This window comes from Geomonas sp., from assembly GCF_035254065.1.
Lineage (GTDB): Bacteria > Desulfobacterota > Desulfuromonadia > Geobacterales > Geobacteraceae > Geomonas.
On record NZ_DATFBA010000242.1, the window covers coordinates 1 to 13,515 of the forward strand.

Consider the following 13,515-nt stretch of genomic DNA (forward strand, 5'->3'; position numbering starts at 1 on the left):
AAGCTGAAATAGAAGGTAGCGCCTTTGCCCGGTTCCCCGAAGCCGAGCAATTCACCGTTGTGCATCTGGATGACGCGACGTACCGTCGCCAGGCCGATGCCGGTGCCGGGGAATGACTTTGCGTTTGGCAGGCGCTGGAACGGTTCGAAAAGCTTTGCGGCATCTTCCATGTGGAAGCCGAGGCCGTTGTCCTTTATGAACAGCAGCTGCCTGCCGTCCGCCTCTTCGGTCCCGAACTCGATCCGGGCGGAAGAGGTCAAGCCGGTGTACTTCCAGGCATTCCCCAGCAGGTTGTCGAGCGCGACCCGGGCGAGTTTGGCGTCGCAGTTGGCTGAGACGTCGGGTGCGATGACGAAGTCCACCTCCCGGGTGGGCTCCCCCAGCTTCATCTCAGCGACAATTGCGGACACCATGCCCGAGAGGTCCACCTCCTCGATGAGGATACTGCTACGGGATATGCTGGACAGAACTTCGATAGATTCGATAAGTTCTTCCATTTCCTCTGCGGAGTTGTTGATGCTGTGGACCAGGAATTTGCCGTTTTCGTCCAAAGCCTGGGCGTACATGTCGTCGAGGATCTGCGCCGCGGACGAAATGCGGGCGATGTGGCCGCGCATGTCGTGAGAAAGAGAGTAGCTGAAGGTCCTCAGATCGGAGTTGGTGGCGGTCAATTCTTGTGCCCTGCGCTCCAGTTCCTGCTGGTAACGTTTCTTTTCGGTCACGTCCCTCACGATCCTGATCATCCCGCCGTTCTCGAGGCTGGTCAGGGAAACGTCCTGCGGGAATCTGCTGCCATCCTTTCTGGTGCCGATGGTTGTGCCCCGCCACTCCCCTTTTTCGAGCAGGGTCGGGCTCACCTCTTCGTAGAAGCGCCCGAGTTGGTCCTCGCTGTAGAAATCACGCCAGCTCTTGCCGGTCAGTTCACCGGCGTCGTCGCAGCCGTACAGCCGCGTATGGGCAGTGTTGGAGTAGACCAGCCGGTGGTCGGCGTTGAAAATCGCGATGCCGTCGATGCTTGATTCCATGGCGGCCCGATGAAGGTCGTAGGTCTTTTTCAGAAGGTTCTGCCTCGCTATCATCCGGAACAGGAAAAATGAGCAGACCAGCAGGAAAAACAGCAGGAAAAGCCGGGGGGGAGAAAGGAACTGGGCGAAGAGATCCTCTCCTTCCGTGATGGAGTCGACCACAGCGTCGGTCACAAAGGCGAAAACGATGAGAAAGCCGCCGATGAAAAATGGGTGCTTGTGTTGTTGGGAGGAAAACTTAGGGTGACCGGCGGTCATGTGGCCTCCAGAGGTGGCTGTAGCGGTAGAGGTGCTATCCTGAGGCGAAATGACTGATATTTATCACATGAATACGTCAATTACTGTCGTATCAGTTCCGTTTTTTTTGAGAAAGTTCCTTTTATTCTTTAACTTTTTCGACGGCATCGAGGATGACGCCGTCAGCGGCTGGAAAAAAAACGCAAAAAGACGGTCACAGGCGAGCCATCTGTCATGAAAGTGGTATGCTAGAAAAGAAAACAGAATGCAAATGAAAAACGATAGGTGAATGGAACGTAATCATAGGCAGATAATCATAAGCAGGAGGTAGATGGCATGAACAAGCTCGACGTGGCTTTGAAGCTTCTGCAACTGCTCAACGAACGCAAGACCATTGACTCGAAGGCAGTCGCCCAGGAACTTAATGTCAGCATCAGGACGGCGCAAAGGTATCTGGTGGAACTGTCGATCCTCCCCTGTGTCGCCAGCAAACTCAACGACCATACCTACTCCCTCAATCCCGAATATCCACTCAATGGAGCCCTGGTATCACCTCCTGCCGACAAAACAAATGCCAAGAAGCCGCTGTCTCTGCAGAAGGTGAACCTGCGGAAAACGGTCTGCCTGATGTGCGGAGAGATCAGGGGGGCTGAGAAGGCGGCTCCTTTGGCCACCGGTAAGGAAGTTTCCAACGTCGCCAAAATCGACAAGCTCACAGCCATCATCTCCAAGCGGCTCAAAGGGCGTCGCTGCAGTTTCCCCTGATGCCTTCTGCCTGACAGTTCCTCTCAAGGACCTGGCGGTTTGCCTAAAGGACGCATCACCTCTTCTTCGCTATCCCGCCAGGTCCATCGCCCCATCCAGCCTTTGTCAGATCTTCTCTGTCACAGACCTAGTCCCACCGGCACATCGATTGTAACTTCTTCCGTGCGTGCTAAAGTATTGACAGAAGCCATCGGAATTATTGCCACAATCAGCATAATCAGGCAGTTGCCGACTATTCGGTGACCATAGAGGTAGATATCAATGTCAGATCTCCATGATGTTATTCCCGCCTATACTCCCCCCGACTTCTCGATACCCAAACTGGCGAACGCCCCGGTGGCCCAGGTCGCACCGGCACCGGCCGACGGCGTGGTCCCTGCCAATTTCCACGCCACCTCCAACCACCCCGAGTACGTCCACCTGGGCGAGGGGCGCTGGCTCCTGGCGCCGGAGAGCCGGATGGATTCGGTGCTGTTGCTGAGGGGAGGGGAGCTGGAGGTGGTCGAACCACGGAGGGTGCGTGCCGGGGATCCGGTGGTGGTGGGCAGAAGCGAGAACGGCGAGGAGGGGATCTTCATCCACATCCACGGCTTCCATGCCATCTCCACCGCCATGCCGGACAAGTTCTCTTTCCGCAACCGCGGCACCCGGGAGACCCCCTTTTCCAGGTCCTACGACGAACTCTACAAGGTGCTTCGCCATGACCGCGACGAGGGGTACATCGTGTGGGTGCTGGGGCCGGCGGTTGCCTTCGATTCCGACAGCCGCAAGGCCATGCAGGGGTTGATCGAGAACGGCTACTGTCACGCCCTGTGTGCCGGCAACGCGCTGGCGGTTCACGACCTGGAGGCGGCCCGTTTCGGTACGGGGCTCGGGCAGGACATCTACACCCAGAGTTTCCAACCCCTCGGGCACTACAACCACCTGGACATCATCAACGAGGTCAGACAGTTGGGGGGGATCTCTACTGCCATCGAAAAGCTGCGCTTGACCAGCGGGATCATGTTCGCCTGCGAGAGGACGCGGGTCCCCTATGTGCTGGCCGGCTCCATCCGGGACGACGGACCGCTTCCCGAGGTGATCGCCGATACCTACCAGGCGCAGGATGCCATGAGGGTGCATGCCCGCAAGGCCACTACGGTGATCGCCGTCGCCACCCAGCTCCATTCCATCGCCTTCGGCAACATGGTGCCAAGCTACCAGGTGCAGCCGGACGGCAGGGTGCGGCCGGTCTTCTTCTATATAGTCGACATGACCGAGTTCTGTGCGGACAAGCTCGCCAATCGCGGCTCCGCCCAGGCCGAGGCCATCCTCACCAACGCGCAGGACTTCATCGTGAACCTGTGGAACAACCTGAAGCTCCTCTAGCTATTCAGTAAGGACGATGCATCATGCCCAAGTGCATAAGAATAATTGGAGTGCCGGTCGATCTGGGACAGGCCCAGCGCGGGGTCGACCTGGGGCCCGGCGCGCTTCGTTACGCCGGCATCTCCTGGCACCTGGCCCGGCTCGGTTATGAAGTGGAGGATTTTGGCAACCTGCACGTTCCGGTGCGGGACGTGTTAGGGCGGGAGCGTGAGCTGCACTACCTCCCGTCCATCACCAAGATATGCGAAGAGGCCTATCGGGCCGGAAAGCTGGCCATCGAGGAGGACCGCATCCCCATTTTCATGGGGGGAGACCATACCCTGGCCATCGGCTCCATCGGTGGCGTCACCCATCACGAGCGTGCCGGTGTCATCTGGGTCGATGCCCATGGCGATTTCAACACGCCCAAGACCTCGCCGACCGGGAACATCCACGGCATGTGTGTGGCGGCGCTGTTGGGAGACGGCTTTCACGAGCTGGTGAACGTGGGACGCAGAGGGCCGAAGCTGATCCCTTCCGACGTGGTTATGATAGGGCTGAGGGAGTTGGACCCGCAGGAGAAGGTCAGGCTGCGGGAGAGTGGCATCGCCTTGTACACCATGCGTGACATCGATGAGCGCGGCATGGCGACGGTGGCGCGGGAGGCGCTGGAGAGGCTGAACCATCTCAGCCGCCTGCACGTGAGCCTCGACCTGGACGGTCTGGACCCGATGGAAGTGCCGGGGGTGGGGACCACGGCGCCGGGCGGCCTCAGCTACCGGGAGGCGCAGCTTTTGATGGAGATCATCGCCGACACCGAGCAGGTGGTCTCCATGGACATCGTGGAGATCAACCCCATCCTCGACCACCGCAACCAGACCGCCAAGATCGCGGTGGAACTGGCCTCCTCGCTGTTCGGGAAGAGCATTATCTGACTGAGCTGGGTGAGTGCGGCTCGCTGGTGCCGGGTCAGGAACTGATGTTGCTGTTCAGTTCGGCAATGAGGGAGTCCACATCAACGTTGTGGACGGTGGCGCCGTGCTCCAACTGTTCGAAGTCGGCGACCTGGCAGTCGTGGCAGTCAAGGCCGTAGCGCTGAAAGACGGGAAGTGTCTCGGGATAGGCTCTGAGAATCTCGTTGATAGTCATTTCCTTGGTGATCATGGTCGACCTCCCGAGTTACCTTTGAGGGAACTGGTTTCGAAGGTTCCTACCTGCCGAATTTTTTGTCCAAGGCCGATTTCACCAGCGGCGGCACCAGCTTGTCGACCGGTCCGTTCAGCGAGCTCACCTCCTTCACGATGGAAGAGGAGAGGTAGCTGTAGGGGACGGAGGTCATCATGAACAGGGTCTCCACGTCCTTGGTGATGCTCCGGTTCATCTGGGCGAGCTGGAACTCGTACTCGAAGTCGGAGACCGCGCGCAGGCCGCGCACGATGACGGTGGCGCCGCGCTCCCGCACGAAATCGACCAGCAGGCCGTCGAAGGTCTCGATCATCGCCTGGGGACGGTCCTTCAGGGTCTCGGAGAGGAGATCGATCCTTTCCTTCACCGTAAAAAGGGCGTTCTTTTCCGAATTCCTTGCCACGGCAACGATCACGCCGTCGAAGATTTTCAGCGCGCGCTCGATGATGTCCAGATGTCCGTAGGTGACGGGGTCGAAGGAGCCGGGATAAACTGCGAGTTTCAGGGGCACTGGTCACCTCTGTTGGTAATCGTTAGAAAGGAGACGGCGGTATCGCCGTAGACGCGGCGCTCGCTCTCCTGCAATCTTCCAAAACTGCGCGGGATCTCCTCCTTGGCGGAGAACTCGGCAACTACGGTGGTCCCTTCGTCGACAAGAGGGGAGGTGGAGAGAAGCTCCAGCACCTTCTCGGTATGCCCTTCGCCATAGGGCGGGTCCAGGAAGACCAGGTGAAAGGGGCGCTCGCCCCGTGCCAGGATCTTCAGGGCATTGCCCGCCTCCTGCACGACCACCCGGGCACGATCGGTGTAACGGGTTATTTCGAGGTTTTTCCTGATGATCTCCGCCGATTCCCGGTGGGAGTCGACGAAAACCGCGAACTCGGCGCCCCTGCTGAGCGCTTCGATACCGAGGTTGCCGGTGCCGGCGAAGAGATCCAGCACCCTCATGTCGTTCAGCTCCCCCAGCCTGCTGAGCAGCATGCTGAAAAGGGCTTCCTTCACCCGGTCCGCGGTGGGGCGGACCCGCAGGCTCTTTGGCGCGATCAGGGTACGTCCCCGCGCCTCCCCGGCAATCACCCGCATCGACTTTTCCTTTTCTGATCTGCGGCAATTATTCCGCTAACACGTCCCCCCCCTTGATAAAGGGGGGACAGGGGGGATTGCGTTAGGCTGTTGTAGGCATAGCGAGCCCAATTATGAGACAAAATTTTTGTAAACAGCTCTATTAGCACGATGCCTTTATGGCGTCAATGGCAAGTTTGCGGTTGACAGGGTCACTTCCACGTATATAAATACCATGATTCTTTGCGAATATTGGTGAGGGGAGGGCGGATGAGAGAGAGCCAGGCCATGGAACGGGGCGATCTGGCGGGATACGCGGCCACCAGCGCAACTTCCAGGGGGCGCCGCTACCAGGAAGAGTTTCGCGACAGCCGGCCGGCCTTCGAGCGGGACCGGGACCGGATCATCCACTGCGCCGCCTTCCGGCGCCTCGAGTACAAGACCCAGGTCTTCGTCAACCACGAAGGCGACTACTACCGGACCCGGCTCACCCACTCGCTGGAGGTGGCCCAGATAGCGAAGGGGATCGCCCGCAGACTGGGACTCAACGAGGAACTGACCGAAACCCTGGCCCTCGCCCACGACCTTGGCCACACCCCGTTCGGTCACACCGGCGAAGAGGTGCTGAACCGCCTGATGGAGGGTGTGGGGGGCTTCGAGCATAACATGCAGTCGCTCAGGGTGGTCGACGAGCTGGAGGAGCGCTACCCAAGCTTCAACGGGCTGAACCTCTCCTGGGAGGTACGCGAAGGGATCGTCAAGCATTCCTCCCACTACGACAACCCGCTCGGCGGTCACCCCGAATTCCTCCCCGGCACGGTTCCGACCGTGGAGGCGCAACTGATCAACCTCGCCGATGAGATCGCCTACAACAACCACGACATCGATGACGGCCTCAAATCCGGCTACATCAACGTCCACCAGCTGAAAAAGGTGACCATCTGGGATGAGGTCCACCAGGGTATTCTGAGGAAGTACCCCGGCATCGAGGAGGAGCGGGGGATCTGCCAGACCATTAGCGCGCTGATCGGTCTTTTGATGAACGATCTGGTGGTCACCACCGCCTCAAATATCGAGAACCTGCAGATCCAGACCCAGGAGGACGTGAGAAGGGTGAACAAGCAGGTGGTCGCATTCAGTCCGGTGCTTGCCGAGAAGAACGCCGAGCTGAAGCGGTTCCTGTACCAGAACCTGTATCGTCACTACAAAGTGGAAAGGATGCGGGTAAAAGCGGAGCGCTACCTGGGGGAGTTGTTCGAGATGTACATCAAGCACCCGACACTGTTGCCGCTCAGGCACCAGCTGAAGATGGAGCGCGAGGGACGCGAGCGGGTGATCTGCGACTATATCGCCGGCATGACTGACCGTTTCGCCCTGGATGAGTTCAAGCGGTTGTTCGAGCCGTACGAGAGGGTGTAGCTAGTTACCTTTAATCACTCCTCTCCAGCACTCCCTCGCCCCCTTGGGGGGGAGGGCAGGGGTGAGGGCGGGACTTCTCACCACTTTGACGCGCCCTCACCCGGCCTTCGGCCACCCTCTCCCCTAAAGGGGCGAGGGAAGAAAAACACTACGCCTTCGGCAGTTCCAGCTTCGGCTCCTTGGCGGCGCGGTACAAAAGGAGCGTCCTACCCAGCACCTGGGCCAGTTCGGCCCCGCATGCCTCGCACAGCTGGTCGGCCACCTCATGCCGGTCCATCAGGCAGCTTTCCAATATCTTAACCTTGATCAGTTCGTGGCTTTCCAGTTCCTCGTTGGTGGTCCTGATCACCGCGTCGCTGATGTCCGATTTGCCAACTGTCACCACCGGTTTCAGCGAATGTCCGAGTGCCCGGAGAAATCTCTTCTGTTTACCTGTAAGCATGCCTTCTTTTCCTTTTTCCTCTGCCTGAAAATGCGAAGCGGCAATCAAACTGCCGCAGCGCCTCTCGCAAAAGCATCTTTAAATTCTGAAATTCCTTTCGGCTTATAGCACTTTGGGCTTGGCATGGCAAGGACGAGGTTGCCAAGGTGGTAAAAGCGGGAGGAGAATACATCTGATGATTATAAAAACCTAATGCAAATCGCCATCTTAACGCGCTCATTGGTCTTGACTCTCAGCAATCTCAATGTTAGTCTTACGGAAATTTACCGAGTGCCTTTTAAATTAGCCCCGTGAGGTTAGCAAAGGTGAAGCATGAGTACTCTTTTCAATATCAGGAAGAGCCTTTTCGCCCCTTTGCGCGGAAAGGCTCTTTTTACATGCAGGGGCCGGCAGTTGTTGGTCTGAGGCAGTTTAAGTTAGCGTAAAAACAGGCTCTTACGCCGAATACCCGGAGGTCGTCATGGCTGAAAATACCGTAATCCTGGACAGCAACGGAGTAAAAAGGGCGCTCACCAGGATCGCTCACGAAGTGCTTGAGAGGAACAAAGGGGTTGAAGGGCTTGTGCTGGTTGGTATCCGGACCGGCGGCGTCCACTTGGCCCATGAACTTGCCGCACGCCTTCTGGAGATCGAAGGGGTCGAGGTCCCGGTCGGCGCGGTCGATATCACCCTGTACCGCGATGACATCAAGGGACACGCCGAGCACCTGCCGGTCGGCAAGACCGAGCTCCCCTTCGGCGTGGAAGGGAAAAAGGTGGTGCTGGTCGACGACGTGCTCTTCACCGGCAGGACCATCAGGGCGGCCATGGACGCCATCATCGACCAGGGACGTCCCTCCTGCATCCAGCTGGCGGTCCTGGTGGATCGCGGTCACCGTGATCTGCCGATTCGCGCGGATTTCGTCGGCCGCAACGTCCCCACCAGCAGGAGCGAGAATATCGCGGTCGGCTTCGACGCCGCCTTCCACCCGACCGAGGTCATTCTGCAGAAGTAATGAGTGTCAGTCATGAGTCGGTAACATGGGGGCAGGGGGACGTTTCCCGGTTTTTTGCTGTGTTGGTCAATATAGCCGTTCACCCTGAGCTTGTCGACGGGCATGGAGCTCACACGGCAACTAAAGACCGAAAAGTACTGATGCTTCGACAGGCTCAGCACGAACGGCCCCACTTTCAAATTGTATAGCTGGTATATCGAACGTGGATTGTGATGACTGGTGGTAGGTTCTTCTAACGCATAACGCGCATCATTCGGGGGGGGACATGGGGTTCAGGCACAAAGACATCATCGGCTTAAAAGATCTGTCCAAGGAAGAGATTGAGCTGCTCCTCAACACGGCGGACAGCCTCAACGAGATCAACTCTCGCGACATCAAGAAGGTGCCGACCCTGCGCGGCAAGACGGTGGTCAACCTCTTCTACGAGGCTTCCACCAGGACCCGCACCTCCTTCGAGATCGCGGCCAAAAGGCTCTCCGCCGACACCATCAATATCTCGGCCTCCACGAGCTCGGTGACCAAGGGGGAGACGCTCTCCGACACCGCCCTCAACGTGCTGGCCATGAAACCGGACATCATCGTGATGCGCCACGCAGTCTCCGGAGCTCACGAGTACCTTGCCAAAAGGGTTTCCTGCTCGGTGATCAACGCCGGTGACGGCGCCCACGAGCACCCGTCGCAGGGCCTTTTGGACATGCTGACCATGCGCCAGAACTTCGGCACGCTCTCCGGGTTGAAGGTCGCCATCGTCGGTGATATCACCCACAGCCGCGTCGCCCGCTCCAACATCTACGGGCTCACCACCATGGGTTCCAACGTCTTCCTGGCCGGTCCTCCCACCATGATGCCGGTCGGCGTCGAGCGGCTCGGCAACGTCACTGTCTGCAAAGACATGCGCGAGGCGGTCGACCAGGCGGACGTGGTCATGATGCTGAGGATCCAGCTGGAGCGCCAGGGAAAAACCCTGCTCCCCAGCATGCGTGAGTACTCCCGCTACTTCGGGCTCAACCCTGACGTCCTCTCCCTGGCCAAGCCGAACGCCATGGTGATGCACCCCGGCCCGATCAACCGCGGGGTAGAGCTCTCCTCCGCGGTCGCCGACTGCTCGCAGTCCTTCATCCTGAAGCAGGTCGAAAACGGCGTCGCCATCAGGATGGCCATGCTCTACCACGTCTGCGGCGGCGAGCCGAGCGAAGGGTAACAGGAAGTAGGGGGAGTAGTTAATCCTTAATCTTAACCTTAACCTTAATCTGCTTCTAAAGAGGTGTTGATATGAATCTGCTGATCAAAGGTGGGCGGCTGGTGGATCCCTCGCAGGGGATCGATGACGTTATGGACATCATGATCGCTGACGGCGTGGTCCTGGAACTGGGCGCTGATCTGACTGCTTCCGAGGAGATGGAGACCATCGAGGCGACCGGGTTGATCGTGACCCCTGGCCTCATCGACATGCATGTGCATCTGCGCGACCCCGGCCTCGAGTACAAAGAAGACATCGCCACCGGCAGCCGTTCCGCTGCAGCCGGCGGTTTTACCTCGGTCGCCTGCATGCCGAACACCTCCCCGGTCAACGACAACAAGGCGGTCACCTCCTACATCATCAACAAGGCACGCAACGAGGCGGTAGTGAACGTGTTCCCGGTGGGCGCCATCACCAAGGGGAGCAAAGGCGAGAGCCTGGCTGAAATGGGCGATCTGAAAGAGGCTGGCTGCGTCGCGGTTTCCGATGACGGCAAGCCGGTCTGCAGCTCCGAACTGATGCGCCGCGCGCTGGAGTACGCCAAGGGGATCGGCATCGCCGTGATCTCCCACTCCGAGGACATCTCTCTGGTTGGCGAAGGTGTGATGAACGAAGGCTTCACCGCCACCGAGCTCGGTCTCAAAGGAATCCCCTGGGCCGCAGAGGATGCCGCCGTGGCCCGCGACGTGTATCTCGCCGAGTTCACCGGCTCGCCGCTGCACATAGCACACATCTCCACCGCCGGATCCGCAAGGATCATCAGGAACGCCAAGGCCCGCGGGGTGAAAGTGACCTGCGAGACCGCGCCGCACTACTTCACCCTTACCGACGAGGCCGTGCTTGGCTACAACACCAACGCCAAGATGAACCCGCCGCTTCGGACCGCAAACGACGTGGCAGCCATGAAGGCCGCGCTGGCCGACGGCACCATCGACGCCATCGCCACCGATCATGCTCCGCATCACCTCGACGAGAAGGACGTCGAGTTCAACGTCGCGCTGAACGGCATCGTCGGCCTCGAGACCTCGCTGTCGCTCTCTCTCAAGCTGGTCGAGGAGGGGGTGCTGGATCTTAAGGGGTTGGTTTCGGTGATGTCCTGCAACCCGGCGAAAATTCTCGGTATCGAGCGCGGCACCCTGAAGCCGGGAGCGGTGGGCGACGTGACCATCATCGACCCGAACAAGAAGTGGTTGGTGGCCGCCGAGAAGCTGGAGTCCAAATCGAAGAACAGCCCCTTCCTCGGCTGGGAGATGAAAGGTGCCGCTGCCTACACCGTGGTCAAGGGGCAGGTGGTGCACAAGGCGGTCTAAAAGCAATCCCCCCTGTCCCCCCTTTATCAAGGGGGGACCGATACGGCGGAGTCGCTTCTTGTTGGGAACCTGCAGGGAAAATTCAGTGCGCCTTCGAGCGCACGCAGCAATAAAACTATTGGAGAAGATATGAAAGCAGTACTTGCTCTGGCGGATGGCCGGATCTTTACGGGTAAGGCCTTCGGCGCAACGGGCGAAACAACTGGTGAGGTGGTTTTCAATACCGCCATGTCGGGTTACCAGGAAGTGCTGACCGACCCCTCCTACAAGGGGCAGATGGTCACCATGACCTACACCCAGATCGGAAATACCGGGATCAACCCGGAAGATGTTGAGAGCGGGCAGCTCTACCTGTCCGGCTTCATCGTCAGGGAGTACCAGGACTGCTACTCCAACTGGCGCGCGACCATGAGCCTCGATGCCTACCTCAAGGAGCACGGCATCGTGGGCATCCAGGACATCGACACCCGCGCCCTGACCCGTCATCTGCGCGACAAGGGCGCCCAGAACGGCATCATCTCCACCGTCGACTTCGACCCGGAGAGCCTGGTCAGGAAGGCGCGCGCCATCCCCTCCATGAGCGGTCTCGATCTCGCCTCCGGCGTCAGCTGCAAGGCCCCTTATCACTGGACCGAAGGTCTCTGGGACCTGACTAGCGGCTACCCGCAGGTGGACAAGAAGGAGCTGAAGTACAAGGTGGTCGCCTACGACTTCGGCATCAAGCTGAACATCCTGCGCTGCCTGGTCTCGGCCGGTTGCGACGTGACCGTGGTACCGGCCACCTTCCCTGCGGAGTCGGCGCTGGCCATGAACCCGGACGGCATCTTCCTCTCCAACGGCCCCGGCGACCCCGAGCCGATGAAGGAAGTCATCGCAAACATCAAGAAGTTCGTCGGCAAGAAGCCGATCTTCGGCATCTGCCTCGGGCACCAGTTGCTTGGCCTCGCGCTGGGCGGCCGCACCATCAAGCTCAAGTTCGGCAACCACGGCTCCAACCTGCCGGTCATGGACATCGCCACCAAGAAAGTGGAGATCACCGCACAGAACCACGGCTTCTCGGTCGACATCCTCTCGCTCTCGCACGCCTGCCAGCTCGCGCACGAGAACCTGAACGACCAGACCGTGGAAGGTATGAGCCACAAAGACCTCCCCATCTTCTCCGTGCAGCACCACCCCGAAGCCTCCCCCGGGCCGCACGACTCCCACTACCTCTTCAGCCGCTTCGTGGAGATGATGGAGAAGGAGAAGTCGGCCGCGTAGTCCTTCAAGTCCCCCTTGTTAAAGGGGGATTTAGGGGGATTTGCTGTTGGAAGTAGGAAACGGAAAGTGTGCAGTCAAAAGCAGGATCAAGAAGCATGACGTACCTCGATCTTTATAACTCCGGTGAATTAATTCAGCGCATACGTGTCGCTTACGCGCGTCTTGCCTGCTGCGACCTCTGCCCGCATGCCTGCGGAGTGAACAGATTGGCCGGAGAGATCGGCCGCTGCGGAGCTGGCAAGACGCCGCGCATCGCTTCGGCAAACATACACAGGGGAGAGGAGCCGCCCATCTCCGGAACGCGCGGCTCGGGCACCATCTTTCTCTCCGGCTGCACGCTGAGCTGCAAATTCTGCCAGAACTTCCCGATCAGCCAGTTGCGTAACGGCACCGACCTCACCGTCGGCCAACTCGCCGACAAGATGGTCGGCCTGCAACGCAAGGGTGCCCACAACATAAACTTCGTCACCCCGAGCCACTTCACGCCCCAGATCATGGCTGCACTGTACCTGGCCGTCCGCAAGGGGTTCCGGATTCCCATCGTATGGAACACCAGCGGCTACGAGCGCATCGATACACTGCAGCTGTTGGACGGCGTGGTGGACATCTACCTGCCGGACATGAAGTACATCTGCGACGAGGATGCAGTGAGGCTGTCCGGCGCCCCGGGATACCGGCAGATCAACCGGCTGGCTGTGGCCGAGATGCTTCGGCAGGTGGGGCACCTGGAGTGCGATGAAGATGGTATCGGGACGCGCGGTCTGATCATTCGCCACCTGGTACTGCCAGAGGGTAGGGCTGGCAGCATCGAGACGCTCCCCTGGATTGCGGAAAACCTGGGCGGGGAGACCCACATCGCCCTGATGAGCCAGTACTTTCCCGCACACGTCGCCACCGAGACCGCCGGCATAGAGAGAAGGATCACCGCGGAGGAATACGCGGAAGCGGTAGAGGCGCTGGAGGAATGCGGCCTGGAGAACGGCTGGGTGCAGGAAGAGCCGTTATAGGGAGTTGAAGAATTCGCCGTTAAGTCCCCCTTGATAAGGGGGGATTTAGGGGGATTGCTTTGGACCTTGTCCTCGAAGAGAAACAAACTGCAATCCCCCCTGTCCCCACTTTATCAAGGGGGGGACGTAGGGCCAGCTTCAGATAGATCAACAAAGTTCTCCTCGTCAGGAGCGGGAACTTTCGAAAAACTACTTACACATAGAGCATAAGAACAGAAGATT

At 59.2% G+C, this 13,515-nt stretch carries 14 protein-coding genes; 9 read left to right on the forward strand and 5 right to left on the reverse strand.

Annotated elements, in window-relative coordinates; genetic code table 11:
- Window positions 1-1,283 (reverse strand): sensor histidine kinase (locus tag VJ604_RS11255; protein WP_324082532.1); only part of this gene is annotated, 1,283 nt, incomplete at its 3' end.
- A gap of 315 nt (window positions 1,284-1,598) precedes the next feature.
- Here VJ604_RS11255 and VJ604_RS11260 point away from each other — a divergent pair.
- The 3 genes from VJ604_RS11260 to rocF all read left to right on the forward strand — a co-directional run bounded on the left by VJ604_RS11260 (window position 1,599) and on the right by rocF (window position 4,309).
- Window positions 1,599-2,027 (forward strand): HTH domain-containing protein, encoded by a 429-nt coding sequence (locus VJ604_RS11260; protein WP_324082533.1) that lies wholly within the window; start codon window positions 1,599-1,601, stop codon window positions 2,025-2,027.
- A 261-nt stretch (window positions 2,028-2,288) separates the two neighbouring features.
- The gene (locus VJ604_RS11265; RefSeq protein ID WP_324082534.1) at window positions 2,289-3,395 is read left to right on the forward strand and encodes a putative NPN-dependent ornithine cyclodeaminase; all 1,107 of its coding nucleotides are present in this window, start codon (window positions 2,289-2,291) and stop codon (window positions 3,393-3,395) included.
- A 23-nt stretch (window positions 3,396-3,418) separates the two neighbouring features.
- The gene (rocF, locus tag VJ604_RS11270) at window positions 3,419-4,309 is read left to right on the forward strand and encodes an arginase (RefSeq protein WP_324082535.1); all 891 of its coding nucleotides are present in this window, start codon (window positions 3,419-3,421) and stop codon (window positions 4,307-4,309) included.
- A gap of 34 nt (window positions 4,310-4,343) precedes the next feature.
- Here rocF and VJ604_RS11275 read toward each other — a convergent pair whose 3' ends face one another.
- From VJ604_RS11275 to rsmD, 3 genes are read right to left on the reverse strand one after another with little or no spacing between them, the layout of a single operon-like run.
- Window positions 4,344-4,538 carry a DUF1858 domain-containing protein gene (locus VJ604_RS11275; RefSeq protein ID WP_324082536.1) on the reverse strand — a complete coding sequence of 65 codons (195 nt, stop codon included), beginning with the start codon at window positions 4,536-4,538 and terminating at the stop codon, window positions 4,344-4,346.
- A gap of 46 nt (window positions 4,539-4,584) precedes the next feature.
- On the reverse strand, window positions 4,585-5,070 hold the full coding sequence (gene coaD / locus VJ604_RS11280) for a pantetheine-phosphate adenylyltransferase (RefSeq protein ID WP_324082537.1): 486 nt from the start codon (window positions 5,068-5,070) through the stop codon (window positions 4,585-4,587).
- Entirely contained in the window at window positions 5,061-5,642 is a 582-nt protein-coding gene (rsmD, locus tag VJ604_RS11285) for a 16S rRNA (guanine(966)-N(2))-methyltransferase RsmD (protein WP_324082538.1), read from the reverse strand. The genes coaD and rsmD overlap by 10 nt, the downstream gene beginning before the upstream one ends.
- A 249-nt stretch (window positions 5,643-5,891) precedes the next feature.
- Between rsmD and VJ604_RS11290 the strand changes: the two genes are divergently transcribed.
- Window positions 5,892-7,040 (forward strand): deoxyguanosinetriphosphate triphosphohydrolase, encoded by a 1,149-nt coding sequence (locus tag VJ604_RS11290; protein ID WP_324082539.1) that lies wholly within the window; start codon window positions 5,892-5,894, stop codon window positions 7,038-7,040.
- A 148-nt stretch (window positions 7,041-7,188) separates the two neighbouring features.
- Here the strand turns inward: VJ604_RS11290 and yhbY are convergent, their stop codons facing one another.
- Window positions 7,189-7,482: a ribosome assembly RNA-binding protein YhbY gene (gene yhbY / locus VJ604_RS11295; protein ID WP_324082540.1), complete on the reverse strand. Its 294-nt coding sequence runs from the start codon at window positions 7,480-7,482 to the stop codon at window positions 7,189-7,191.
- A gap of 460 nt (window positions 7,483-7,942) precedes the next feature.
- Here yhbY and pyrR point away from each other — a divergent pair, with 460 nt between their 5' ends.
- The 5 genes from pyrR (at window position 7,943) to VJ604_RS11320 (ending at window position 13,293) form a co-directional block, all read left to right on the forward strand.
- Entirely contained in the window at window positions 7,943-8,476 is a 534-nt protein-coding gene (pyrR, locus tag VJ604_RS11300) for a bifunctional pyr operon transcriptional regulator/uracil phosphoribosyltransferase PyrR (RefSeq protein WP_324082541.1), read from the forward strand.
- 265 nt (window positions 8,477-8,741) lie between these two features.
- The gene (locus VJ604_RS11305; protein ID WP_324082542.1) at window positions 8,742-9,677 is read left to right on the forward strand and encodes an aspartate carbamoyltransferase catalytic subunit; all 936 of its coding nucleotides are present in this window, start codon (window positions 8,742-8,744) and stop codon (window positions 9,675-9,677) included.
- 71 nt (window positions 9,678-9,748) lie between these two features.
- Entirely contained in the window at window positions 9,749-11,026 is a 1,278-nt protein-coding gene (locus VJ604_RS11310) for a dihydroorotase (RefSeq protein ID WP_324082543.1), read from the forward strand.
- A gap of 129 nt (window positions 11,027-11,155) precedes the next feature.
- On the forward strand, window positions 11,156-12,286 hold the full coding sequence (gene carA / locus VJ604_RS11315) for a glutamine-hydrolyzing carbamoyl-phosphate synthase small subunit (protein ID WP_324082544.1): 1,131 nt from the start codon (window positions 11,156-11,158) through the stop codon (window positions 12,284-12,286).
- Window positions 12,287-12,381: 95 nt separating this feature from the next.
- The gene (locus VJ604_RS11320; protein WP_324082545.1) at window positions 12,382-13,293 is read left to right on the forward strand and encodes a radical SAM protein; all 912 of its coding nucleotides are present in this window, start codon (window positions 12,382-12,384) and stop codon (window positions 13,291-13,293) included.
- Window positions 13,294-13,515: the final 222 nt, after the last annotated feature.

Excerpts from the sequence above, each read along its gene's own strand:
- VJ604_RS11260 (WP_324082533.1), top strand. The coding sequence starts at position 1,599 with ATGAACAAGCTCGACGTGGCTTTGAAGCTTCTGCAACTGCTCAACGAA.
- VJ604_RS11265 (WP_324082534.1), top strand. The coding sequence starts at position 2,289 with ATGTCAGATCTCCATGATGTTATTCCCGCCTATACTCCCCCCGACTTC.
- rocF (WP_324082535.1), top strand. The coding sequence starts at position 3,419 with ATGCCCAAGTGCATAAGAATAATTGGAGTGCCGGTCGATCTGGGACAG.
- VJ604_RS11275 (WP_324082536.1), bottom strand. The coding sequence starts at position 4,538 with ATGATCACCAAGGAAATGACTATCAACGAGATTCTCAGAGCCTATCCC.
- rsmD (WP_324082538.1), bottom strand. The coding sequence starts at position 5,642 with ATGCGGGTGATTGCCGGGGAGGCGCGGGGACGTACCCTGATCGCGCCA.
- VJ604_RS11290 (WP_324082539.1), top strand. The coding sequence starts at position 5,892 with ATGAGAGAGAGCCAGGCCATGGAACGGGGCGATCTGGCGGGATACGCG.
- yhbY (WP_324082540.1), bottom strand. The coding sequence starts at position 7,482 with ATGCTTACAGGTAAACAGAAGAGATTTCTCCGGGCACTCGGACATTCG.
- pyrR (WP_324082541.1), top strand. The coding sequence starts at position 7,943 with ATGGCTGAAAATACCGTAATCCTGGACAGCAACGGAGTAAAAAGGGCG.
- VJ604_RS11305 (WP_324082542.1), top strand. The coding sequence starts at position 8,742 with ATGGGGTTCAGGCACAAAGACATCATCGGCTTAAAAGATCTGTCCAAG.
- VJ604_RS11310 (WP_324082543.1), top strand. The coding sequence starts at position 9,749 with ATGAATCTGCTGATCAAAGGTGGGCGGCTGGTGGATCCCTCGCAGGGG.
- carA (WP_324082544.1), top strand. The coding sequence starts at position 11,156 with ATGAAAGCAGTACTTGCTCTGGCGGATGGCCGGATCTTTACGGGTAAG.
- VJ604_RS11320 (WP_324082545.1), top strand. The coding sequence starts at position 12,382 with ATGACGTACCTCGATCTTTATAACTCCGGTGAATTAATTCAGCGCATA.